The 24,244-nt window shown below is 62.6% G+C and carries 21 protein-coding genes; 11 read left to right on the top strand and 10 right to left on the bottom strand.

All coding sequences use genetic code 11. The features are described from left to right. The first annotated feature begins 68 nt into the window (after positions 1-68). The 9 genes from ACIP1G_RS09555 to ACIP1G_RS09515 all read left to right on the top strand — a co-directional run bounded on the left by ACIP1G_RS09555 (position 69) and on the right by ACIP1G_RS09515 (position 14,035). Positions 69-668, top strand: coding sequence for a LysE/ArgO family amino acid transporter (locus ACIP1G_RS09555; RefSeq protein WP_201202649.1), 600 nt, complete (start codon positions 69-71; stop codon positions 666-668). Between the two features lie 612 nt (positions 669-1,280). Continuing rightward, positions 1,281-1,877 carry a superoxide dismutase gene (locus ACIP1G_RS09550; protein WP_013974076.1) on the top strand — a complete coding sequence of 199 codons (597 nt, stop codon included), beginning with the start codon at positions 1,281-1,283 and terminating at the stop codon, positions 1,875-1,877. Positions 1,878-2,156: 279 nt separating this feature from the next. Continuing rightward, positions 2,157-4,211: a putative bifunctional diguanylate cyclase/phosphodiesterase gene (locus tag ACIP1G_RS09545; RefSeq protein WP_400735841.1), complete on the top strand. Its 2,055-nt coding sequence runs from the start codon at positions 2,157-2,159 to the stop codon at positions 4,209-4,211. Between the two features lie 157 nt (positions 4,212-4,368). Next, positions 4,369-5,706, top strand: a complete 1,338-nt coding sequence (locus ACIP1G_RS09540; protein ID WP_400735838.1) for an imelysin family protein — start codon at positions 4,369-4,371, stop codon at positions 5,704-5,706. 276 nt (positions 5,707-5,982) lie between these two features. Continuing rightward, on the top strand, positions 5,983-7,410 hold the full coding sequence (locus tag ACIP1G_RS09535) for a di-heme oxidoredictase family protein (RefSeq protein ID WP_400735835.1): 1,428 nt from the start codon (positions 5,983-5,985) through the stop codon (positions 7,408-7,410). Between the two features lie 21 nt (positions 7,411-7,431). After that, complete coding sequence (locus tag ACIP1G_RS09530; RefSeq protein WP_400735832.1) at positions 7,432-8,496, top strand: imelysin family protein; 1,065 nt, start codon at positions 7,432-7,434, stop codon at positions 8,494-8,496. Between the two features lie 2 nt (positions 8,497-8,498). Beyond that, positions 8,499-9,596: a DUF1513 domain-containing protein gene (locus ACIP1G_RS09525; RefSeq protein WP_400735829.1), complete on the top strand. Its 1,098-nt coding sequence runs from the start codon at positions 8,499-8,501 to the stop codon at positions 9,594-9,596. 233 nt (positions 9,597-9,829) lie between these two features. Continuing rightward, the gene (locus tag ACIP1G_RS09520; RefSeq protein ID WP_400735826.1) at positions 9,830-10,978 is read left to right on the top strand and encodes an efflux RND transporter periplasmic adaptor subunit; all 1,149 of its coding nucleotides are present in this window, start codon (positions 9,830-9,832) and stop codon (positions 10,976-10,978) included. Positions 10,979-10,990: 12 nt separating this feature from the next. Continuing rightward, positions 10,991-14,035: a multidrug efflux RND transporter permease subunit gene (locus tag ACIP1G_RS09515; protein WP_400735823.1), complete on the top strand. Its 3,045-nt coding sequence runs from the start codon at positions 10,991-10,993 to the stop codon at positions 14,033-14,035. Positions 14,036-14,141: 106 nt separating this feature from the next. On the opposite strand, the gene ACIP1G_RS09510 is transcribed toward ACIP1G_RS09515, so the two are convergent. From ACIP1G_RS09510 to colR, 5 genes are all read right to left on the bottom strand, one after another. After that, positions 14,142-14,375, bottom strand: coding sequence for a hypothetical protein (locus ACIP1G_RS09510; RefSeq protein WP_400735820.1), 234 nt, complete (start codon positions 14,373-14,375; stop codon positions 14,142-14,144). Continuing rightward, positions 14,372-15,073 carry a lipopolysaccharide kinase InaA family protein gene (locus tag ACIP1G_RS09505; protein ID WP_400735817.1) on the bottom strand — a complete coding sequence of 234 codons (702 nt, stop codon included), beginning with the start codon at positions 15,071-15,073 and terminating at the stop codon, positions 14,372-14,374. Before ACIP1G_RS09505 ends, ACIP1G_RS09510 begins: the two co-directional genes overlap by 4 nt. A 6-nt stretch (positions 15,074-15,079) precedes the next feature. Then, positions 15,080-15,760: a class I SAM-dependent methyltransferase gene (locus tag ACIP1G_RS09500; protein ID WP_346642497.1), complete on the bottom strand. Its 681-nt coding sequence runs from the start codon at positions 15,758-15,760 to the stop codon at positions 15,080-15,082. A gap of 107 nt (positions 15,761-15,867) precedes the next feature. Then, the gene (locus tag ACIP1G_RS09495) at positions 15,868-17,187 is read right to left on the bottom strand and encodes a sensor histidine kinase (protein ID WP_400735813.1); all 1,320 of its coding nucleotides are present in this window, start codon (positions 17,185-17,187) and stop codon (positions 15,868-15,870) included. Continuing rightward, positions 17,177-17,860, bottom strand: coding sequence for a two-component system response regulator ColR (colR, locus tag ACIP1G_RS09490; protein ID WP_346642495.1), 684 nt, complete (start codon positions 17,858-17,860; stop codon positions 17,177-17,179). Before colR ends, ACIP1G_RS09495 begins: the two co-directional genes overlap by 11 nt. A 183-nt stretch (positions 17,861-18,043) precedes the next feature. Between colR and ACIP1G_RS09485 the strand changes: the two genes are divergently transcribed. After that, on the top strand, positions 18,044-18,772 hold the full coding sequence (locus ACIP1G_RS09485; protein ID WP_400735810.1) for a phosphatase PAP2 family protein: 729 nt from the start codon (positions 18,044-18,046) through the stop codon (positions 18,770-18,772). Positions 18,773-18,947: 175 nt separating this feature from the next. On the opposite strand, the gene groL is transcribed toward ACIP1G_RS09485, so the two are convergent. The 5 genes from groL to ACIP1G_RS09460 all read right to left on the bottom strand — a co-directional run bounded on the left by groL (position 18,948) and on the right by ACIP1G_RS09460 (position 23,706). Beyond that, on the bottom strand, positions 18,948-20,591 hold the full coding sequence (gene groL / locus ACIP1G_RS09480) for a chaperonin GroEL (protein WP_400735807.1): 1,644 nt from the start codon (positions 20,589-20,591) through the stop codon (positions 18,948-18,950). A gap of 48 nt (positions 20,592-20,639) precedes the next feature. Then, positions 20,640-20,933 carry a co-chaperone GroES gene (locus ACIP1G_RS09475; protein ID WP_009684394.1) on the bottom strand — a complete coding sequence of 98 codons (294 nt, stop codon included), beginning with the start codon at positions 20,931-20,933 and terminating at the stop codon, positions 20,640-20,642. Between the two features lie 325 nt (positions 20,934-21,258). Further along, a complete protein-coding gene (locus tag ACIP1G_RS09470) occupies positions 21,259-21,720 on the bottom strand; it encodes an FxsA family protein (RefSeq protein WP_400735804.1) in 462 nt (153 codons plus the stop codon). A 67-nt stretch (positions 21,721-21,787) separates the two neighbouring features. Further along, complete coding sequence (locus ACIP1G_RS09465; protein ID WP_400735801.1) at positions 21,788-22,519, bottom strand: HugZ family protein; 732 nt, start codon at positions 22,517-22,519, stop codon at positions 21,788-21,790. A 176-nt stretch (positions 22,520-22,695) separates the two neighbouring features. Next, positions 22,696-23,706 (bottom strand): DUF481 domain-containing protein, encoded by a 1,011-nt coding sequence (locus ACIP1G_RS09460; RefSeq protein ID WP_400735798.1) that lies wholly within the window; start codon positions 23,704-23,706, stop codon positions 22,696-22,698. Between the two features lie 152 nt (positions 23,707-23,858). Between ACIP1G_RS09460 and ACIP1G_RS09455 the strand changes: the two genes are divergently transcribed. Beyond that, positions 23,859-24,212, top strand: a complete 354-nt coding sequence (locus ACIP1G_RS09455; RefSeq protein ID WP_085592113.1) for an MGMT family protein — start codon at positions 23,859-23,861, stop codon at positions 24,210-24,212. The last annotated feature ends 32 nt before the right edge of the window (positions 24,213-24,244 follow it).

Below are 24,244 nucleotides of genomic sequence, written 5' to 3'. Positions count from 1 at the left end.
TTTTCTTATACAGCGCCGAACAGCACAATAGCCAGCATCTTTTATGACCTTTTTTGGAGAGCCCTGCCATGTGGCAAAGCTATCTCAACGGCATGCTGGTGGCCTTCGGCCTGATCATGGCCATCGGCGCCCAGAACGCCTTCGTCCTCGCCCAGAGCCTGCGCCGCGAGCATCACTTGCCGGTGGCCGCGCTGTGCATCGTCTGTGACGCCATCCTGGTGGCCGCCGGGGTGTTCGGCCTGGCCACCGTGCTGGCGCACAACCCGACCTTGCTGGCAATCGCCCGCTGGGGCGGCGCGGTGTTCCTGATCTGGTACGGTGCCAAGGCCTTGCGCAGCGCTTGCTCCAAGCAGAGCCTGCAGCACCAGCAAGGCCAAGGCACACGTTCACGCCGCGCAGTGCTGCTCAGTGCCCTGGCAGTGACGCTGCTGAACCCGCATGTGTACCTCGACACGGTGTTGCTGATTGGCTCGCTAGGTGCCCAGCAGACCGAGCCTGGGGCTTACGTGGCCGGGGCGGCCAGTGCCTCGCTGCTGTGGTTCTCGACCCTGGCGATCGGTGCGGCCTGGCTGGCACCCTGGCTGGCCCGGCCGGCAACCTGGCGCATGCTTGATTTGATGGTGGCGGTGATGATGTTTGCGGTGGCGGCGCAGTTGGTTTTTAACTGATGTGGGTTCGGCATGGCATTTTTTTCGCCCGGGAGATCGAGCGCCGAAGCGTTCGCCTCGACACATTCAGCGCCTGCGAGATCGAGCGCCGCCCGCGCGGCGCTTCGCGGCTAAAGCCGCTCCTACGTTTGTTTCCGGCCAGTATCGCCTGTGCCAGACGCGCGCGACCGCCTTGTTGGTACGACGCGATATCGTGCCATGCGCCAAGGCGTTCGCGCGCAAATGCCACAGGAATAACTGGCCCGAAACAAACGTAGGAGCGGCTTTAGCCGCGAAGCGCCGCGCGGGCGGCGCTCGATCTCGCAGGCGCTGAAAATGTTGCGATGAACATCTGCGGCGCTCGATCTCACACGCGCTAAAACTCTCGAACCGAACATCTGAACGGCGCTCGACTTCACAAACCACACACGCACCACGGCAAACACCACCGGTCGGCACGGCCCAACCGCTCTGGAACCTCTATTCCCTATGTTTGTTGCGTGGTTATGCGCCGGACCCGGTGCTATGATCCAGCCCTTGCGTCGCAAAGAGTACAAACTCGCCGACGCTCATCGGGCCGCCCGTGATCGGCCTTGCGCAAACCGCAAACAGACCTGAATCAGGAGATCCACCATGGCTTTTGAATTGCCGCCGCTGCCGTACGCCCACGATGCCCTGCAGCCGCACATCTCCAAGGAAACCCTGGAGTATCACCACGACAAGCACCACAACACCTATGTCGTGAACCTGAACAACCTGGTCCCAGGCACCGAATTCGAAGGCAAGACCCTGGAAGAGATCGTCAAGAGCTCTTCGGGCGGCATCTTCAACAACGCCGCTCAAGTCTGGAACCACACCTTCTACTGGAACTGCCTGGCGCCAAACGCCGGTGGCCAACCGACCGGTGCCCTGGCTGACGCCATCAACGCCGCTTTCGGTTCCTTCGACAAGTTCAAGGAAGAGTTCACCAAGACTTCGGTTGGCACCTTCGGTTCCGGCTGGGGCTGGCTGGTGAAGAAAGCTGACGGTTCCCTGGCCCTGGCCAGCACCATCGGCGCCGGCTGCCCGCTGACCAGCGGCGACACCCCGCTGCTGACCTGCGACGTCTGGGAACACGCCTACTACATCGACTACCGCAACCTGCGTCCGAAGTACGTCGAGGCGTTCTGGAACCTGGTCAACTGGGCCTTCGTTGCCGAACAGTTCGAAGGCAAGACCTTCAAGGCCTGAGTCATTCAGCCCTGAACAGAAAACCCGGCCCAGTGCCGGGTTTTTTATGCCTGTGCCGGCCACTTCGCATACCTGTGGGAGCGGGTTCACCCGCGAATGGCCAACACGGTTTTGCTTGCTCAGCCCGCATACCACGCTAACATCAAACCACTGGAAGATTGACACAGCGCACTCAAGTTGCAGGGTCAGGCAACCGATACACTGCTCATGGTCGGCCGATAGTGTATCTTCATCGTTGATGGCAAAATGATGCCATGCGCATGGATTAAGGAAACCCCATTGAAGCTGGAATTGCGGAACAGCTTGTCGGTCAAGTTGCTCAGGGTCGTGCTGCTGTCGGCGCTGGCGGTCGGCGTCGTGCTCAGCTGTGCGCAAATCGTCTACGACACCTACAAGACCCGCCAGGCCGTGAACAACGACGCCCAGCGCATTCTCGACATGTTCCGCGACCCCTCGACCCAAGCGGTTTACAGCCTTGACCGTGAAATGGGCATGCAGGTGATGGAAGGCCTGTTCCAGGACGAATCAGTGCGCATGGCCTCCATCGGCCACCCCAACGAAACCATGCTGGCAGAAAAGTCCCGCCCGCTGCAGGACATGTCCATGCGCTGGCTGACCGACCTGATCCTCGGCCAGGAACGCACCTACACCACACAACTGGTCGGCCGCGGCCCCTACAGCGAATACTACGGCGACCTCAGCATCACCCTCGACACCTCGTCCTACGGCGAAGACTTCCTGATCAACGCGGTGATCATCTTCATATCCGGCGTGCTGCGGGCCCTGGCCATGGGCCTGGTGCTGTACCTGGTCTACCACTGGCTGCTGACCAAGCCGCTGTCGAAAATCATCGAGCACCTCACCCAGATAAACCCCGACCGCCCTAGCCAGCACCAGATACCGCTGCTCAAGGGCCACGAAAAGAACGAGCTGGGCCTGTGGGTCAACACCGCCAATCAGCTGCTGGCCTCGATCGAGCGCAACACCCACCTGCGCCACGAGGCGGAAAACAGCCTGCAACGCATGGCCCAGTACGACTTCCTCACCGGCCTGCCCAACCGCCAGCAACTGCAGCAGCAACTGGACAAGATCCTGGTCGACGGCGGCCGCCTGCAACACCGTGTGGCGGTACTGTGCGTGGGCCTGGACGACTTCAAGGGCATCAACGAACAGTTCAGCTATCAGGTCGGTGACCAGCTGCTGCTGGCCCTGGCCGACCGCCTGCGTGCCCACAGCGGCCGCCTGGGCGCCCTGGCACGGTTGGGCGGTGACCAGTTCGCCCTGGTGCAGGCCAATATCGAGCAGCCCTACGAAGCGGCCGAACTGGCGCAGAGCATCCTCGACGACCTGGAAGTGCCGTTCGACCTCGACCACCACCAGCAGATCCGCCTGCGCGCGACCATCGGCATCACCCTGTTCCCCGAAGACGGCGACAGCACCGAGAAGCTGCTGCAGAAAGCCGAACAGACCATGACCCTGGCCAAGGCCCGTTCGCGCAACCGCTACCAGTTCTACATCGCCAGCGTCGACAGCGAGATGCGCCGCCGCCGCGAGCTGGAAAAGGACCTGCGCGAGGCCCTGCCACGCAACCAGCTGTACCTGGTGTACCAGCCACAGATCAGCTACCGCGACCACCGGGTGGTGGGGGTAGAAGCGCTGCTGCGCTGGCATCACCCAGAGCTGGGCATGGTGCCCCCGGACCAGTTCATCCCGCTGGCCGAACAGAACGGCAGCATCATCAGCATCGGCGAATGGGTGCTCGACCAGGCCTGCCGGCAACTGCGCGAATGGCACGACCTGGGCTTCAGCGAGCTGCGCATGGCGGTCAACCTGTCTACCGTGCAGCTGCACCACAGCGAGCTGCCGCGGGTGGTCAACAACTTGCTGCAGGCCTACCGCCTGCCGCCGCGCAGCCTGGAGCTGGAGGTCACCGAGACCGGCCTGATGGAAGACATCAGCACCGCTGCCCAGCACCTGCTGAGCTTGCGCCGCTCCGGGGCACTGATTGCCATCGACGACTTCGGCACCGGCTACTCGTCGCTCAGCTACCTGAAATCGCTGCCGCTGGACAAGATCAAGATCGACAAGAGCTTTGTCCAGGACCTGCTCGACGACGATGACGACGCCACCATCGTTCGCGCCATCATCCAGCTGGGCAAGAGCCTGGGGATGCAGGTGATCGCCGAAGGCGTGGAAACCGCCGAACAGGAAACCTACATCGTCGCCCAGGGTTGCCACGAGGGCCAGGGCTACCACTACAGCAAGCCGCTGCCGGCCCGCGAACTGACCCATTTCCTCAAGCAAGCGCAACGTAACCAAGTTTCGATGCTCTGACCCCGCCCGCCGGTTACAGGCTGTGACCGGCTTTTACACGAATTGCGCGCACGCCCCTTTACAGCAAATGCAAATCTTTCGCATGATGTTGCGGTTTCGCGTGCCACGGCGCACGGTCCACCCCTTGGTCCAACCACACGACGCAGGAAAACCAATAATGATTCGAATGCCTCTGGCCTCCGCCAGTCTGCTGGCCATTGCCATCGCCCTCGCCGGTTGCGGTGAAGGCAAGGACGAAAAAGCCGCCGCGCCGCAAGCCCAGGCACCTGCTGCCGCCAGCACCACCGATGCTGCGCCAGGGGCTGTCGACGAAGCCGCCGGCAAAGCCGTGGTCAAGCATTACGCCGACATGGTCTACACCGTGTACAGCGACTCGCTGAGCACCGCCAAGACCCTGCAGACCGCCATCGACGCGTTCCTCGCCAAGCCCAACGACGAAACCCTGAAAGCCGCCAAAGAGGCCTGGGCTGCCGCACGCGTTCCGTACCTGCAGAGCGAGGCATTCCGCTTCGGCAACACCATCATCGACGACTGGGAAGGCCAAGTGAACGCCTGGCCCCTGGACGAAGGCCTGATCGACTACGTCGACAAGAGCTACGAGCATGCCCTGGGCAACCCGGCGGCCAGCGCCAACATCATCGCCAACACCGAGATCCAGGTGGGCGAAGAGAAGGTCGACGTCAAGGACATCACCGCTGAGAAGCTGGCCAGCCTGAACGAACTGGCAGGTTCCGAAGCCAACGTCGCCACCGGCTACCACGCCATCGAATTCCTGCTGTGGGGCCAGGACCTCAACGGCACCGGCCCAGGCGCCGGCGCCCGTCCGGCTTCCGACTATCTGGAAGGCAAAGGCGCCACCGGCGGCCACAACGACCGTCGCCGTGCCTACCTGAAAGCGGTCACCGAGCTGCTGGTCAAGGACCTCGAAGAGATGGTCGGCAACTGGGCACCGAACGTCGCCGATAACTACCGCGCCAAGCTTGAAGCCGAGCCAGTGGCCGATGGCCTGCGCAAGATGCTGTTCGGCATGGGCAGCCTGTCGCTCGGCGAGCTGGCGGGTGAGCGCATGAAGGTCTCGCTGGAAGCCAACTCGCCGGAAGACGAGCAGGATTGCTTCAGCGACAACACCCACTACTCGCACTTCTACGACGGCAAGGGCATCCGCAACGTCTACCTGGGCGAATACACCCGTGTCGACGGCACCAAGATGACCGGCCCGAGCCTGTCCTCGCTGGTAGCCAAGGCCGACCCGGCAGCCGACGCCACCCTCAAGGCCGACCTGGAAGCCACCGAGGCGAAGCTCCAGGCAATCGTCGACCACGCGCTCAAGGGCGAGCACTATGACCAGCTGATCGCTGCCGACAACGCTGCGGGCAACCAGATCGTGCGCGATGCCATTGCATCGCTGGTCAAGCAGACCGGTGCGATCGAGCAGGCTGCAGGCAAGCTGGGCATTGCCAACCTGAACCCGGACACTGCGGATCACGAATTCTGATCCTGGTGTAGCGGTGTTTTGAAAGAGGCGGCCTTAGGGTCGCCTTTTTTGCTTCTGGCCTCTTCGCGGGTGAACCCGCTCCTACAGGATCTCCACAGGTTCCGACCTTGTGCGGTCCCTGTAGGAGCGGGTTTACCCGCGAAGAGGCCGGTACTGCACATGAAAATGCTGGCATTTCACATCCTTTTCACCCAGGTAATTGCAAATTGCTCTTATTCAAAAAACGCTGGCCTGCTAAGCTTGCACGCCGGTTTTCGCCCACGCCCAGGATTCTCGATGTCCTCGTCGCTGTCCCGACTTTCCCCTTTGCTGCTAACCCTAGCCCTTGCCGCCTGTGATGACGCCCCGCGTTTCACCCAGGCCGAGCCCGGCGAAGCGTTGTCTGGCGGCCAGGCAACGGTACAGCGCAGCGACCGCAAGGCCTTTTCCCTGCCTTCGGCCAATCTCTCGGCCGAGCGCCGCCTGGATTTCGCCGTGGGCAACAGCTTCTTCCGCAGCCCTTGGGTGATCGCCCCGTCCACCACCACCGCGCGTGACGGCCTGGGCCCGTTGTTCAATACCAATGCCTGCCAGAACTGCCACGTGCGTGATGGCCGCGGGCACCCGCCAGAGCCCGGCGACAGCAATGCAGTAGGCATGCTGGTGCGCCTGTCGATCCCCGATCAGCCTTACCTGGCCAAGGAGATCGAGCGCCTGGGCGTGGTCCCCGAGCCCGTCTACGGCACCCAGCTGCAGGACATGGCCAACCCCGGCGTGGCGCCGGAAGGCAAGGTGCGGGTGAGCTACGACACCCACGCCGTCAGCTTCAAGGACGGTCACCAGGTCGAACTGCGTCGCCCGACCCTGCAGATTACCCAGCTCGGCTATGGGCCGATGCACCCGGACACACGTTTCTCCGCCCGTGTGGCCCCGCCAATGATCGGCCTTGGCCTGCTCGAAGCCATCCCCGAGGCCGCTATCCTGGCCAACGAAGACCCGGACGATCGCAACCGCGATGGTATCCGCGGCCGCGCCAACCGTGTCTGGGATGACGCCCAGGGCACGACCGTAATCGGTCGCTTTGGCTGGAAGGCCGGGCAGCCCAACGTCAACCAGCAGAACGTGCACGCCTTCAACGGTGACATGGGGCTGACCAGCACCTTGCAACCGAAGGACGACTGTACCCCGGCGCAGGTCGACTGCCTGGCGGCGCCCAATGGCGACGGCAAAGACGGCGAAAAGGAAGTCAGCGACAACATCCTGCGCCTGGTTACCTTCTACACCCGTAACCTCGGCGTGCCCGCCCGCCGCGACGTGGATGCGCCACAGGTGCTGGCCGGCAAGAACCTGTTCTTCCAGGCCGGCTGCCAGGGCTGCCACACGCCGCAGTTCACCACCGCTGCCGACACTGCCGAGCCCGAGCTGGCGAACCAGACAATCCGCCCCTACAGCGACCTTTTACTGCACGACATGGGCCCGGGGCTGGCCGACGAGCGCACCGAGTTCGCCGCCAACGGCCAGGACTGGCGCACCCCGCCGCTGTGGGGCATCGGCTTGACCGAGGCTGTCAGTGGCCACACCCAGTACCTGCATGACGGCCGCGCTCGCAACCTGCTTGAAGCCGTGCTCTGGCATGGTGGCGAAGCCGAGGCGGCACGCAATTTCGTCCTCACTTTCAATGCCGAGCAACGCGCCGCGTTGCTGGCGTTCCTGAACTCACTTTAAAAAAGCGCAAAGGAGCCGGGCATGTTCCGACCCAAACTGTTGTTCACCAGCCTCGCCGCACTCGCCCTGGGTGCCTGCTCGCCGCAGGACCCACAGGCAGTGACCTCCGCCGCCATCGCCAAGCAGGTGATCCTGCCGACCTACAGCCGCTGGGTCGAAGCCGACCGCACGCTGGCCGCCAGTGCCCTGGCCTACTGCGAAGGCAAGGAAGACCTGGAAAAGGCCCGCGCCGACTTCCTCAACGCGCAAAAAGCCTGGGCCGAGCTGCAGCCGCTGCTGGTCGGCCCGCTGGCCGAAGGCAACCGCGCCTGGCAGGTGCAATTCTGGCCTGACAAGAAGAACCTGGTTGGCCGCCAGGTCGAGCAGCTGGTCAACGGCGACAAGCCACTCGATGCCGCCGCCCTGGACAAGGCCAGCGTCGTGGTACGCGGCCTGTCGGCTTACGAGTACATCCTCTTCGACAGCAAGCCAGACATCGCCACTGCCGAACAGAAGGCCCGCTACTGCCCACTGCTGGTGGCCATCGGCGAACACCAGAAGGTCCTGGCCGAGGACATCCTCAAGAGCTGGAACAGCACCGACGGCATGCTTTCGCAGATGACCAAGTTCCCCAACCAGCGCTACGCCGATTCCCACGAAGCCATCGCCGACCTGCTGCGCTCCCAGGTCACTGCCCTTGATACCCTGAAGAAAAAGCTGGGTGCGCCGATGGGCCGCCAGAGCAAGGGCATTCCACAGCCGCTGCAGGCCGAAGCCTGGCGCAGCCACTCCTCGCTGAAGAGCCTGGAAGCCACCCTCAAGGCCGCCCAGGCAGTGTGGGTCGGGGTCGACAACCAAGGCCTGCGCGCCCTGCTGCCCAGCGATCAGAAAGCGCTGGCGGCCAAGATCGACGACGCCTACGCTACCTCGCTCAAACTGCTGGCCGACAACCAGAAGACCCTCGGCGAGCTGCTGGCCGACGACGCTGGCCAGCAAACCCTCAACCAGATCTACGACAGCCTCAACGCTGTTCACCGCCTGCACGAAGGCGAGCTGGCCAAGGCGTTGAACATCCAGCTGGGCTTCAATGCCAACGACGGTGACTGATCATGCTGCGACGCCAGGCCCTCAAACTCGGTAGCGTATTGCTCAGCGCCCTGACCTTGGGCGGCTGGAGCCTGTTCCGCAACAAAGGCAGCGAACCCCTGCTGCTGTCGGCGCGTGACGATGGCGACGGCAAGCACTATGCGGTCGGGTTCCGCCTGGACGGTACCCAGGTGTTCAGCACCCAGGTCGCCCAGCGTTGCCATGCCATCATCCACCACCCCGAGCAGCCAATCGCCCTGTTCGTCGCCCGCCGCCCCGGTACCGAAAGCTACCTGGTCGACTTGCGCGACGGGCGCCTGCTGCAGACTGTCACCTCGCAGCCGAACCGGCACTTCTACGGCCATGCGGTGGTGCACAAGGGTGGCGAATGGCTGTACGCCACCGAGAACGACACCACCGACCCGGGGCGTGGCGTGCTCGGTGTTTACCGCTTCGAGGGTGAGCGCCTGGTGCATACCGGCGAGATCCCGACCCATGGCATCGGCCCGCACGAAGTGGCCTGGCTGCCCGACGGCGAGACGCTGATCGTGGCCAACGGCGGTATCCGTACCGAGGCCGAAAGCCGGGTCGAGATGAACCTGAATGCCATGGAGCCAAGCCTGGTACTGATGCAGCGCGACGGCACCCTGCTGAGCAAGGAAACCCTGGCCCAGCAGATGAACAGCGTGCGCCATCTGGCGGTGGGCAGCGATGGCACCATCGCCGCCTGCCAGCAGTTCATGGGCGATGCCGATGAAACCGCCGAGTTGCTGGCGATCAAACGCCCAGGCGAGCCGTTCAAGGCCTTCCCGGTGCCGCAGCGGCAGCTGCAGGCCATGGCCCAGTACACCGCCAGTGTCGCCATCCACAGCGAGCTGCGGCTGGTGGCGTTGACCGCGCCACGCGCCAACCGCCTGTTTGTCTGGGACCTGGACAGCGGCGCGGTGCGCCTGGATGCACCGATGCCCGATTGTGCCGGGGTGGGGGCGGTGAAGGACGGTTTTGTCGTCACCTCTGGGCAGGGCCGTTGCCGGTTCTATGATTGCACCAAGGCCGAACTGGTCGGGCAACCGATGAACCTGCCGTCCGGTTTCTGGGACAATCACCTGCATCTGGTCTGATTTTTCTGCTGGCTGTACCGGCCCTTTCGCGGCTAAAGCCGCTCCTACAACGACCGCGCAACCCCATGACTGCGCGGTCCCTGTAGGAGCGGCTTTAGCCGCGAAAGGGCCCTCACAGGCATTTCACTCCCCTTCCCCCCAAAAACAGTCAATAATTCCCCCAACTACACGTGGGCAGGATCGCCCGTTGTCGTGTCTAAGCGAATAACAACCGAATCCAAGGAACCGGACCTATGCTGCGCCGCCGCATGCTCATCATGTTGGCCGTGGTTCTGCTGATCGTGTTGGCCCTGGGGGGCTACAAGGCCTTCTCGATCTATCAGCAGATCCAGATGTTCACTGCCCCCAAGCCGCCCATCACCGTGGCGGCGGCCTTGGCCGAACAGCGCCAGTGGCAGGAGCGCCTGCCCGCCGTCGGCAGCCTCAAGGCGCTGCAGGGCGTGGAGCTGAGCCTGGAGGTGGAGGGCATCGTCAAGACCCTGCACTTCGACTCGGGCCAGCCGGTCAAGGCCGGGCAACTGCTGCTGCAACTCAACGACGACCAGGAAACCGCCCTGCTCGGCACCGCCCAGGCCGACCTGGGCCTGGCCAAGGTCGATTTCGGCCGTGGCAGCCAGCTGGTTGGCGATTCGGCCATCTCCCGTGGCGAGTACGACCGCCTCACCGCCCAGTACCGGCGCAACCAGGCCATCGTCGAGCAACTCAAGGCATCGAAGACCAAAAAGAGCATCAGCGCCCCATTCAGCGGCACCATCGGCATCCGCCAGGTGGACGTCGGTGATTACCTGGCTGCCGGCACGGTGATCGCCACCCTGCAGGACACCTCCAGCCTGTACGTCGACTTCAATGTGCCGGAACAGGCCCTGCCGCACCTGAGCTTGGGCCAGCAGGTGCTGGTGCAGGTGGCCGCCTACCCAGGCCAGACCTTCGCCGCCAGCCTCAGCGCCATCAACCCCAAAGTCGAGGAAACCACGCGTAACCTGCTGGTGCGCGCGACCATGGCCAACCCGGACGGCAAACTGCTGCCCGGCATGTTCGCCAGCCTGCTGATCCTGCTGCCCAACCCGCAGCCGCAGGTGGTCGTGCCGGAAAGTGCCATAACCTACACCCTGTATGGCAACTCGGTGTACGTCGCCACGCCGAAAAAAGACAAGGACGGCAAGCCGGAAAACGACGACAAGGGCCAGCAACAGCTGGTGGCCGAACAACGCACCGTACAGACCGGCGAGCGCCGCGACGGCGTGGTGGTGGTCAGCAAAGGCTTGCAGGCCGGGGAACAGGTGGTCACTGCCGGGCAATTGAAGCTCACCCCCGGCGCCGCGATCCGCATCGGCGAGGACAAAGCCCTCAAGCCCGAACAGGGCGCAGTGGGCAAGGACTGACAGGAGGCTGGCATGGCGTTCACCGACCCGTTCATCCGCCGCCCAGTGCTGGCCAGTGTGGTCAGCCTGCTGATCCTGCTGCTGGGCTTCCAGGCCTGGAACAAGCTGCAGATCCGCCAGTACCCGCAAATGGAAAACGCCCTGATCACGGTGACCACCGCCTACCCCGGGGCCAACGCCGAAACCATCCAGGGCTACATTACCCAGCCACTGCAGCAAAGCCTGGCCAGCGCCGAAGGCATCGACTACATGACCTCGGTCAGCCGGCAGAACTTCTCGATCATTTCCATCTACGCGCGCATCGGAGCCGACAGCGACCGGCTGTTCACCGAGCTGCTGGCCAAGGCCAACGAAGTGCGCAACAAGCTGCCCCAGGATTCCGAAGACCCGGTGCTGAGCAAAGAAGCCGCCGATGCCTCGGCGCTGATGTACCTCAGCTTCTACAGCAAGGAAATGAGCAACCCGCAGATCACCGACTACCTGTCGCGGGTGATCCAGCCCAAGCTGGCCACCTTGCCGGGCATGGCCGAGGCGGAAATCCTCGGCAACCAGGTGTTCGCCATGCGTATCTGGATCGACCCGGTGAAACTGGCCGGCTTCGGCCTGTCGGCTACCGACGTGACCAATGCCGTGCGCCGCTACAACTTCCTCTCCGCCGCCGGCGAGGTGAAGGGCGAGTACGTGGTCACCAGCATCAACGCCAGCACCGAGCTGAAGTCGGCCGAGGCATTCGCCGCCCTGCCGGTCAAGACCAGCGGCGACAGCCGTGTACTGCTGGGCGATGTAGCGCGGGTCGAGATGGGCGCGGAAAACTACGACACCGTCAGTTCGTTCGACGGCACCCCGTCGGTGTACATCGGCATCAAGGCCACCCCCGCCGCCAACCCGCTGGAAGTCATCAAGGAAGTACGGCGGATCATGCCCGAGCTGGAGAGCCAGCTGCCTTCGGCACTGAAAGTGTCGATTGCCTACGATGCCACGCTGTTCATCCAGGCCTCCATCGACGAGGTGATCAAGACCCTCGGCGAAGCGGTGCTGATCGTTATCGTGGTGGTGTTCCTGTTCCTCGGCGCGCTGCGTTCGGTGCTGATCCCGGTGGTGACCATCCCGCTGTCGATGATCGGCGTGCTGTTCTTCATGCAGATGATGGGCTACTCGCTCAACCTGCTGACCTTGCTGGCCATGGTGCTGGCCATCGGCCTGGTGGTGGACGATGCGATTGTCGTGGTGGAGAACATCCACCGGCACATGGAAGAAGGCAAATCGCCGTTTGACGCGGCCCTTGAGGGCGCCCGCGAGATCGCCATGCCAGTGGTGTCGATGACCATCACCCTGGCCGCGGTGTATGCGCCAATCGGCTTCCTTACCGGGCTCACTGGCGCGTTGTTCAAGGAGTTCGCCCTGACCCTGGCCGGTGCGGTGATCATCTCCGGCATCGTTGCCCTTACCCTGTCACCGATGATGTGCGCACTGCTGCTGCGCCAGGAACAAAACTCCAGCGGCCTGGCCCACCGCCTCGACTTGCTGTTCGAACGCCTGAAAGTGCGCTACCAGCACCTGCTGCATGCCACCCTCGACAGCCGCCCGGTGGTGCTGGTGTTTGCCGTGATCATCCTGTGCCTGATCCCGGTGCTGCTGAAGTTCACCCAGAACGAACTGGCACCCAACGAGGACCAGGGCGTGATCTTCATGATGAGCAGCTCGCCGCAAACGGCCAACCTTGATTACCTGAACGCCTACACCGACGAGTTCACCCCGTTGTTCAAGGCCTTCCCCGAGTATTACTCGTCGTTCCAGATCAACGGCTTCAACGGCGTGCAGACCGGTATTGGCGGCTTCCTGCTCAAACCCTGGAACGAGCGCGAACGCACGCAGATGGAGTTGCTGCCGCTGGTGCAGGCCAAGCTTGAGGAGATTGGCGGCCTGCAGATCTTCGGCTTCAACCTGCCGTCGCTGCCAGGCACCGGCGAGGGCCTGCCGTTCCAGTTCGTGATCAACACCGCTGGCGACTACCCGGCGCTGCTGGATGTGGCCCAACGCATCAAGACCCGGGCCCAGGAGACCGGCAAGTTCGCCTTCCTCGATATCGACCTGGCATTCGACAAACCCGAAGTGGTGGTGGATATCGACCGGGCCAAGGCGGCGCAGATGGGCGTGTCGATGGACACCCTGGGCGGCACCCTGGCGACCCTGCTGGGTGAGGCGGAAATCAACCGTTTCACCCTGGAAGGCCGCAGCTACAAGGTGATTGCCCAGGTCGAGCGGCCATACCGCGACAACCCCGGCTGGCTCAACAACTACTACGTGAAGAACGACCAGGGCCAGCTGTTGCCGCTGTCGACCCTGATCACCCTCACCGACCGCGCGCGGCCGCGCCAGCTCAACCAGTTCCAGCAGCTGAACTCGGCGATCATCCAGGGTGTGCCCATGGTCAGCCTGGGCGAGGCGCTGAAGACCGTACAGGACATCGCCCGTGAAGAGGCCCCGGAAGGCTTCGCCTTCGACTATGCCGGAGTGGCCCGCCAATATGTGCAGGAAGGCAGCGCACTGTGGGTCACCTTCGGCCTGGCGTTGGCGATCATCTTCCTGGTGCTGGCGGCGCAGTTCGAAAGCTTCCGCGACCCGTTGGTGATTCTGGTGACGGTGCCGTTGTCGATCTGCGGCGCGCTGGTGCCGCTGTTCCTCGGCATATCGAGCATGAACATCTACACCCAGGTCGGGCTGGTGACCTTGATCGGGCTGATCAGCAAGCACGGTATCCTGATTGTCGAGTTCGCCAACCAGTTGCGTGAGGAACGCGGCTTGAGCGTGCGCGAGGCGATCGAGGAAGCGGCGGCGATTCGCCTGCGGCCGGTGCTCATGACCACGGCGGCAATGGTATTTGGCATGGTGCCGTTGATTCTGGCGACCGGGGCCGGGGCGGTCAGCCGCTTCGACATCGGTACGGTGATTGCCACCGGGATGTCGATTGGCACGCTGTTTACCTTGTTTGTGCTGCCGTGTATCTACACCTTGCTGGCACACAAGACAGTGGCCAGGGAAACTGCTATCGCCTGACCCGGCCTCTTCGCGGGCAAGCCCGCGAAGAGGCCCGCAAGGCACATGCAAAATGCCAGAGGCCCCGCATTAGCGGGGCCTCTGGCATTTCTAGCTCACACCGTGTTCAGCCAAACGGCCGCAACCCCTGGCGCATGCCGAACAGGAACAGCAACAGGTCCTGATCCGGCGCGACCTTGGCATGCAGCTGCGGTTTCTCATCCCGCGGCAAGGCGCACTGGTCGGCCATCTCGGCCTTGCTGAACACTGTCGGCCTCGGCTCTTCCCAAGCAGCCACCGCCACGGTGGTCACCGCCAGGCCAGCTATCAGGAATAAAGCTCGAGCTATTTCTAGTTTCATTGCCCTAACCCTTTGACAACGCTGCCAAACGCCATCTGGTAAAAATAGAGCAGCGACTGCCACTCTGCATCGTTCAACGACGAATGGCGACGCAGCTGACTGAGGTCATTGCCCGCCGCACGCTGGCAACTGATGCGCCGCCGGCATTTCTCCAGGTCCAGCAATGCCACCTCGACCCGGGCCTGCTCGCCTTCGCCAATTACCTTGATGAATACGTGCTTGCCATACAGACAGCCGTGCTGCCAGTGCCCCAGGTGCATGCGCGCCAGGTTGTCCGCCAGGTCCTTGAGCATGCGCTCATGCACCACCTGCGGGTAACGCTCACGTGCACCTTCGGCGTGCCAGGTGTCGAGCTCGACGAAACCATCCAGCGCTTCGCTTACCAGCAACGCCCGCCATTGGTGGTCGGCATCGCGCTCGGCACCACAGAAGACGATGCGTGGTACACGCACACCCAGCTGCTCGAAGCTGTTCAGCGCATCGAGCTCACGCAATACAGTCGGCCGGCCGAAAGGGTGCAACAGGCTGCGGTAGATATGCCCGACCTGACGCTTGGCATACAGTAGCTTGCCGCTGGCATCGTTCAGGCGTTGCACGCCACTCTCGCCACCACGCCGCTGGTTAGGCTCCTCGACCCACTCGCCCTGCTGGCGCCAGTAAAAATCGAACCGCGACTCCCCTTTCTGGGCTTCAGCCATCAAACACTACCCCTTGCGCAATACATAGACCCGCCACATGGCATAGAACGGCAGGAAGTCGAGGCGTTCCTGGATTCTGAAGCCGGCGGCCCTGAATTCTTCTTCGACCGTATCGGCCGGTAGCACGAAACGGTTCTGGTAATTGTCCTGTTCAGCCTTGGCGCTGCGGCGCTGCTCCAGCTTTTTCCGGCGCCAGGCTTTGAAGTTGCCATCTACCCACAACGACAGAATCACGCTATCACGGCTGACGCGCTGGAATTCCGACAGAATGGTCTTTCGGTGCGCAGCTTCGCCGATGTGGTGGAACAGGCGCATGCAGAAAATGCTGTCCACCGAATTGTCTGGCAGGTCGATGGCAAACGCCGATGTCTGCAATGGACGTACCCGAGCCACCACCTCTGGTGGTTGCGCAGTACAAGCGGTCTCGATCATCGCCTCGGAGTTGTCGGCACCAATGATCACCCGGTTTGGTTTTTCTGCGAGCAGTGGCCAGAAGCGGCCGGCACCGCATGGCAGGTCAAGGACCAGACCAGGTTCGCCTGCCAATGCCAGGGCGCGACGCGCCAGTTGTTCATCGCGTTTGTGGGAAAGGCGCCGCGCCAGCCCATCCTGATGCTTGAGGAAGTACTCCTTGGCATGCTGTTTGTCGTACTTCTCGGAAAACTCAAGCTTGATGGGGTTACGCATTGGGCATCTCCTGGCTCCATTCCTCCCACATTAGGTAGGCAGACGTTGGAAACAGGTCATGCCAATGTGAAAAAAATGTTAAGAACCGAGTAATGTATTACTACAAATTACTCGGCCCTACTGGCCAAAGCCCCTGGGCCGCCTTTGGCCGCCGTGTTGCTCAGGTCTACCTGGAAACGGCAACCATGCGGCAAGGTGGATGTCAGGGTGACATGCCAGCCCTGGTCGTCACAGATCCGCTGCACCAGCGACAGGCCCAGGCCCAGGCCTTCACCACGCCGCTCATCACCCCGTACGAACGGCCGGAACATCGCCTCGCGCTGCTCTTCAGGGATACCCACGCCGCTGTCCTCAACACTGAAGCCATTGGCCTCCAGGCTCAGGCGGATATAGCCGCCGTCGGTGTAGTGGGCGGCATTGCGCAGCAGGTTGCCCATCACCGACTGCAGGAACGTGGCGTTGTACAGCACCGGACTGGCGCTGACGCGGCCGTCGAAATACAGCTTGAGGCCCTTTTGCTCGATGGTGTCACGCCATACACCGACCAGCTCTTCGGCCACTTCACGCAGGGTCGCCCGCGATGCCACCGCACCTTCGTCGCGCTGCGCCCGGGCCAGCATCAGGAAGGTCTTGACCAATTCACGCATTTCCTCGGTGGCGCGCGCCACGCGCTCCACCTGGCTGCGTGAACGGGCATCCAGCGTCGGGTTCTCCATCAGCAGTTCACATGAGGTGGCCAGCACCATCAAGGGCGTGCGCAGTTCGTGGCTGACGTCGCTGGTGAACAGCCGTTCACGGGTCAGCGCGTCGCGCAGACGGCCCAGGGTATCGTCGAAAGCCACCGCCAGCTGGCCGACTTCATCCGCGGCATAATCCGGCGCCAACGGCGGGGCAAGGCCAAGCAACTGGTCACGGTGCCGCACCTGGCGCGCCAGGCGAACCACCGGGGCCATTACCCGGCGTGCCACCAGCCAGCCAAGGATGACCGCCAACACCAGACTGAGGACAAAGCCCACCACCACCACGGCGAACAGCACGCGCTCACGTTCTTCGAAGTCGCTCTGGTCCTGCAGCAGCACATAGCGGCGGCCATCGACGATCTCGACCATGGCGTGGTACGACAGCTGGTCGCGGAACACCTCGTGAAAGCCCCGATCGAGGTGGCGCAAATCCTTGGGCAACTCGAAGTCGTCACGCCCACCGCTGAAGTAGAACAGTTGATCGGGGCGCGGCCGATGGCTCCAGTCGCCGACGCTGTCCATGCGCAGCAGGCGCTGCAGGTCACCACCCAATACCGAGGAAATCAGCCGCTCTTCAACCAGGTGCACGGTGGCGACAATGCCGAAGGCGAAGGCCCCGGCCACCAGCGCACTCATCAGGGCAAAGGCAATGATGATGCGCTGCGCGAGGCTTTGCTTAAACTCCATCGCGGCCCTCGGCGAGGCGATAGCCGACGCCATGGACGGTATGCAGCAGCGGTTTTTCAAACGGTTTGTCGATCACCTGGCGCAGCTGGTGCACATGGCTGCGCAGGCTGTCGCTGTCGGGGCAATCATCGCCCCACAGGGCTTCTTCAAGCACTTCACGGCGCAAAACGTGCGGGCTTTTCTGCATCAGCACTGCCAGCAGCTTGAGGCCGACCGGGTTGAGCTTGAGCAAGCGGCCCTGGCGGTTGACCTCCAGGGTGTCGAGGTCATAGCTGAGGTCGGCCACTTGCAGGGTACGGCGCCCGCCCCCTTGGGCACGGCGCAGCACCGCTTCGATGCGTGCCGCCAGCTCCGACAGGGCGAAGGGCTTGAGCAAGTAATCGTCGGCACCGGAGCGGAAGCCTTGCAGGCGGTCGTCCAACTGGTCGCGGGCGGTGAGCATGATCACCGGCGTGTCGCGGCGGGCGTCCTCGCGCAAGCGCTTGCACAGGGTATAGCCGTCGATGCCGGGCAACATGATGTCCAGCACGATCAGGTCGTAATGCTCGGTGGCCGCCAGGTGCAGGCCGGACAGGCCATCCTGGGCGCAGTCGACGGTGTAGCCCTTCATGCCCAGGTAATCGGCCAGGTTGGCCAGGATATCGCGGTTGTCTTCAACCAAAAGAATGCGCATCGGTTTCTCCTGTGCGGTGCTTCTCGCAGTGGTGCGCGGCAGGCGCAGCTTAAGGCCTATGCCTGCACGGTGCCAGCCCCAGGGAAATTTCACCGCACTTGACGGTTTTTTCACTGATCCTTCACGGACACAGGATAGCGGGCGGCCGACAATGCCCGATCTTTTTCGTGCCCTGGAGCCGTCATGCAGCAACCAACCCGCCCACGCCCGATCAATTTCTGGCTGTACCTGGGTATACCCCTGGCGACCGCGCTGGCCTTGATCCTGTTGGAGCTGACTTCAGTCGACATGGATATCGCCAACCTGTTCTTCGACCCCGCTGCCGGCGAGTTTATTGGCCGCCACAGCTATTGGCTGGAAAACATTCTGCATGACCGGGTCAAGCAAGTGGTGATCCTGCTGGGGGTGATTTCGCTGCTGACCTTTGCCGCAAGCTTCTCCGTGAAACGCCTGTTCGGCTGGCGCCGCGAACTGGGCTGCCTGGTGCTGGCCCTGGGTCTGTCCACGGCGTTTGTCACACCGCTGAAGAAGGTGACCCAGGTGCAGTGCCCGTGGAGCCTGACCCAGTTTGGCGGCACCGAGACCTACAGCAAGCTGCTGGAGCCGCGGCCGGCTACCAACAAGCCTGGGCTGTGCTGGCCAGGCGGGCATGCTGCTACCGGGTTCTGCCTGTTTGGTTTGTTCTTCATGTTGCGTGATCGCAAGCCACGGCTGGCACGTGTGGCGTTTGTCGTGGCCTTGGTAGCCGGCTCGGTACTTGGCGTAGGGCGGATGATGCAGGGGGCACACTTCTTGTCGCACAACGTGTGGACGGGGGTGTTCTGCTGGTTGATCGGGTTGGGGTCGTATTACCTTATCCTGTATCGGCGGGGAATGGTGAAAGCGCCAGTCGCCGAACGTAGCGTCGCCTGATTCGCGGGTAAACCCGCTCCCACAGGTTCGGCGCTGCCCTTGAGATCGGTGCGATACCTGTGGGAGCGGGTTCATCGGGGCGCCGAACCGCCGCGAACAGGCCGGTACAGGCAAAACAAAAAGCCCCGGTTCTCGCGAACCGGGGCTTTTTGATGGTGCAGGGGGTAAGGCTGGCTTACATCATGCCGCCCATGCCACCCATGCCGCCCATGTCTGGCATGCCGCCGCCAGCTGGGGCTTCGCTCGGAGCGTCAGCAATCATGGCTTCGGTGGTGATCATCAGACCGCCGATCGAAGCAGCAGCTTGCAGGGCCGAACGGGTGACCTTGGCTGGGTCCAGGATGCCCATCTCGATCATGTCGCCGTATTCGCCGGTAGCAGCGTTGTAACCGAAGTTACCCGAACCTTGCTTGACCTTGTCAGCCACAACGCTTGGCTCGTCGCCGGCGTTGGCAGTGATCTGGCGCAGCGGGGCTTCGACAGCGCGACGCAGCAGGGCGATACCGACGTTCTGGTCTTCGTTGTCGCCTTTCAGGTCAACGATGGCCGACAGGGCGCGAACCAGGGCAACACCACCGCCAGGTACCACGCCTTCTTCAACGGCTGCACGGGTAGCATGCAGGGCGTCTTCAACGCGGGCTTTCTTCTCTTTCATTTCAACTTCGGTGCCGGCACCGACCTTGATCACGGCAACACCGCCAGCCAGCTTGGCCAGACGCTCTTGCAGCTTCTCACGGTCGTAGTCCGAGGAAGTTTCTTCGATCTGGGCACGGATCTGTTTAACGCGTGCTTCGATCTCGGTGTCAGCGCCAGCACCATCGATGATGGTGGTGTTTTCCTTGGACAGGATGACGCGCTTGGCGTTACCCAGGTGTTCCAGGGTGGCGGTTTCCAGGGACAGGCCGATTTCTTCGGAGATGACCTGGCCGCCGGTCAGGACGGCGATGTCCTGCAGCATGGCCTTGCGGCGGTCGCCGAAGCCTGGTGCCTTGACCGCAGCAACCTTGACGATGCCGCGCATGTTGTTGACTACCAGGGTAGCCAGCGCTTCGCCTTCAACGTCTTCGGCAACGATCAGCAGTGGGCGGCCGGCCTTGGCAACGGCTTCCAGCACTGGCAGCAGCTCACGGATGTTGGAGATTTTCTTGTCGACCAGCAGCAGCAGCGGGCCTTCCAGCTCGGCAACCATGGTGTCTGGCTTGTTGACGAAGTATGGCGACAGATAGCCACGGTCGAACTGCATGCCTTCTACGACAGACAGTTCGTTTTCCAGGCCCGAGCCTTCTTCAACGGTGATCACGCCTTCTTTACCGACTTTTTCCATGGCTTCGGCGATGATTTCACCGATGGAGTTGTCGGAGTTGGCAGAGATGGTACCTACCTGGGCGATGGCCTTGGAGTCGGCGCATGGCTTGGACAGGTTCTTCAGCTCGGCAACAACGGCAGCAGTGGCCTTGTCGATACCGCGCTTCAGGTCCATCGGGTTCATGCCGGCAGCGACGGCTTTCAGGCCTTCGTTGACGATGGCCTGAGCCAGAACGGTAGCGGTGGTGGTGCCGTCACCGGCAGCGTCGTTGGCCTTGGAAGCAACTTCCTTGACCAGCTGGGCGCCCATGTTTTCGAAGGCGTCTTTCAGCTCGATTTCTTTGGCGACGGAAACGCCGTCCTTGGTGATGGTCGGCGCGCCGAAGCTCTTGGCCAGCACCACGTTACGGCCTTTCGGGCCGAGGGTCGCTTTTACCGCGTCAGCCAGAACGTTGACACCAACCAGCATTTTCTTACGAGCGGAGTCGCCGAATTTTACGTCTTTAGCAGCCATGATCGTTTAATCCTTGGAATTCTTTGGAGTAACGGGAAGTCGGGGAAATCAGCCTTCGATAACGGCCAGGATTTCGTTCTCGGCCATGACCAGCAGGTCTTCGCCATCGACTTTCACGGTGTTGCTGCCCGAGTAAGGGCCGAAAACCACTTTGTCACCGACTTTAACGGCCAGTGCACGTACTTCGCCGTTTTCCAGGACGCGACCAGTGCCAACAGCAACGACTTCGCCGCGGTTTGGTTTTTCAGCGGCCGAACCCGGCAGGACGATACCGCCAGCGGTTTTCGATTCTTCTTCGCTGCGACGGATGACTACGCGGTCATGCAGAGGACGAAGCTTCATTGTCGATCTCTCCCAAATTGTGGTTTTCATCGGCCGGTATCGAAACCGGCGGGTTGATGCTGTCCGGCGTTGCCGGGGAGTGGCCCGCAAAGGGCGAACCACCTGTGTCATGCCTGGCGTTGCCACCAGAAACCTTGCGGTGACGACATACATGAGGCCGCCATATTCAATTACAAGGCTTGTATCAGAAAATTTTTCATTAGCCGGTGGATCACGCAAAAAGCTGGGGCCGCTTCGCGCCCCATTCGCGGCACAAGGCCGCTCCCACAGGAGGTTGTGGAAGCGGCCTTGTGCCGCGAATGGGGCGCGAAGCGGCCCCCGGGTATTACTTGTCGCGACGCTCGTACTCGCCTTCGATCACATTCGGCCGCTGGCCGCCATCACGAGGCTGCGCCTGGAACGGGTCGTCCTGGAACGCACGCTGGCGCATAGTCTGTGCCTCGGCACGCTCACGCATCTTGCGCGCAGCCAGGCGGCGGGTGAATGGCAGCAGGCACAGCACGCCGAGCACGTCGCTGATGAACCCGGGCAACAGCAGCAAACCGCCACCTACGGCCATCATCAAACCCTGGAACATGTCCTCGGCGGGCAGTTCGCCGCGCTGCAGGCTTTCACGGGCACGCAACGCAGTGGCCAGGCCGGCCACGCGCATTACCAGCACACCCAAGGCGGAGCCGGCGATGATCAGCAGCAGCGCCGGGAAGAACCCGATGGCCGCGCTGACCTTGACGAATACGAACAGCTCCAGCACAGGAAACAGCAGAAGCAACAGTAGAAAAGCACGCATCAAAGCATTCCTCGTCGGAAGAGAACCTTCCTGTAAGACCTACAGGTGGATGCGAGTGCCCGTTTTTTCAACCCTCGACTTGCGTCGCAACCGGCCACTGGTCAGCGCGCGCCAGCAAAACCAAGGCTTCGCGCACTTGTGTCGGGGTGTTGCAAGTACTTGGGAAAGGCAACCAGTAGACGCCCTGGCCGATGCGCAGGTGCATGCCCTCGCTGTCTACCCCGGCCAACTGCGCTGGCGCATGACGTGGCAAGTCGGTCAGCGCCACATAATGGGCGATGGCGTTGGCGTGGTCGCTGTTCATGTGTTCGACCATGCTCGCCTCGGCCTTGCCGGCGAACGGGTTGGCCAAGGTCACCTGGTCCAGCCAGTGGATCGCGCCGAAACCGCCGATATAGCGGTGGCGCACTGGCTGCAGCACCCAGAAGTCGAAGTCGTGGGCCTTGTGGTAGTTGGCAGCGTCCGGGAAGTAGCGGTAGTAGCGTTCGGCGGCGGCCTCGACGGCGGCCTCGTCGACCAGCTTGTGCGCTTCGGCCATTACCGTCAGGCGGCCAACAGCCTGCACATCCTCGGCCTCGCGCTCCCCTACCAGCAGCGAGCACTTGGGGTCTTTCTGCAGGTTGTGGGTGTGCTGGGCAATGCGGCTGATGAGGATCAGCGGGTTGCCCTGAGCATCAAGGCAGTACGGCACGACCGAGCCGAAGGGGTAGCCGGGCATCGACTTGGAATGGGTCGAGAGCACGCCGCGGTATTCCTTGAGCAGCAGTTCCCGGGCGGGGCGGATGGCGTTGGTACTCACGTGGGGGCGGCTCCTGGTGGATGGCTGGATAGGAGACAAGATAAGCATTATCAGTTCCAGTGCCAATGGGGCCGCTTTGCGGCCCATCGCGACACAAGGCCGCTCCTACAGGGGATCGCGTAATCCTGTAGGAGCGGCCTTGTGTCGCGAAAGGGGCGCAAGGCGCCCCCGGCGATTTACCAGGTAACGCCGAACCCGGCGGTATAGCGCGTTTTCTCCAGGTCACTGTCACGCGTTCCGCTGATGATGTCGCGCTCGGCCTTGAGGTTGAGCGAGGCCCACTCGGTGACCTTGTAGCGCAGGCCCACCTCGGCATCCAGCGAATAGTCGGCCACGCCACCCAGTGGCTTGGCGAATTCGCCGTTGGTGAACAACTGCACGTTCTTGCCGATCAGGTAGCGGGTGTAATCCCACTTCACCGCAGCGGAGTAGAAATTGTCCTTGCTGCCATCCTGGTATTCGAAGTCGGTGCGGTTGATCAGCGAACCCAGCGAGAACGCGCCCAGTTCGTCGTCCCAGAACTGGTAACCCGGGCCGGTACCCACGGTGCGCTGACGAGCCAGGTCTTCGATGCGGTCGCGCTTGTATTCCGCACGGCCCTGCCAAAACCACTTCTCGGTAAGGAAGCGGTCAAGCGCGTACTCGGCGCTCCAGTTGTCGGTGGTGGTGACGTCGTCCTTGGTTTCGCGGTTGTATTCGCCTTCGGCGTTGTGCCGCCAGCGGCCATGACGGGCCGTGGTCTTGAAGCCGATGTCATAGTCGTCGGTGTCGTTCTCGGCGCGCTTGTAGTCCAGCGCCACGTCGACGTTGCCTTTCCAGACGAAGTCCTCGACCAGCGGCTTGGGCTTCATGATCTGCTCGATGCTGGCCAGCTCCACGGTCTTGGGCGCCTCGCCATTGGCCAGGGTCACCTTGCCAGGCTCGGCGGCCTTCAGCGACTTGGCCTTCTCACCGGTATAGGCGTCCTGCTTGACCAGCATTTCCTGGTCGCTCTCCAGGGTCTGGACCTGCTTCCAGTCAAGGGCGATGGACCCGCCGTACGGGGTTTCCAGCAGCAGCTTGCCGCCATCGAACACTTTGATCTTGCCGCTAAGCCGGTCGCCGTTCTTCATCCACACGGTATCGGCGAACACCGGGGAGGCACACAGGGAAAGAGCTAGCAGGCACAACAACGATCTAGAATACATAAGCAGGGTACGGGTTCGATTTGACGAAAAAAGCCGGGCATTATCCAGATACCGACGACCAGAGCAAGGACAGACCCGAAGCATGCCGTTGAGTTCAACTCTCATTTACCCGACCACCGGTCCGGTTTCATCTGCAGCCCAAGGGGGGCGTGATGTCAGATGGATATGAGCACGCCCTCGACTCCGCCGAGGGCCGACGAACGGCGCTCTATTCGGTACTCGGCCAAGTGCCGGCGGGCAAGGTGGTGAGCTATGGCCAACTGGCCGAGCTGGCGGGGCTTGGGCGAGCGGCGCGCTGGGTCGGGCGTACCCTTGGGCAGTTGCCCGCAGACACCCGCCTGCCCTGGCACCGGGTGCTTGGCGCGGGCGGCCGGTTGAGCCTGGCACTGGGCACCCCATCGGGGGATGAACAACGGGCGCGATTACGTGCGGAGGGTGTAAATGTAACCAACAATCGTGTGGATATGACGCGCCATGGCTGGCGCCCAATGGAGCACAGCGGTTAGAGTGCGCGCTTTGTTTTAGCAAACTTGAGGCA

The sequence above is a fragment of the Pseudomonas sp. NPDC089392 genome (genome assembly GCF_044749595.1).
Lineage (GTDB): Bacteria > Pseudomonadota > Gammaproteobacteria > Pseudomonadales > Pseudomonadaceae > Aquipseudomonas.
Note: the sequence above shows the minus strand (reverse complement) of the source record. Positions and strands in the feature narration are given on the sequence as shown.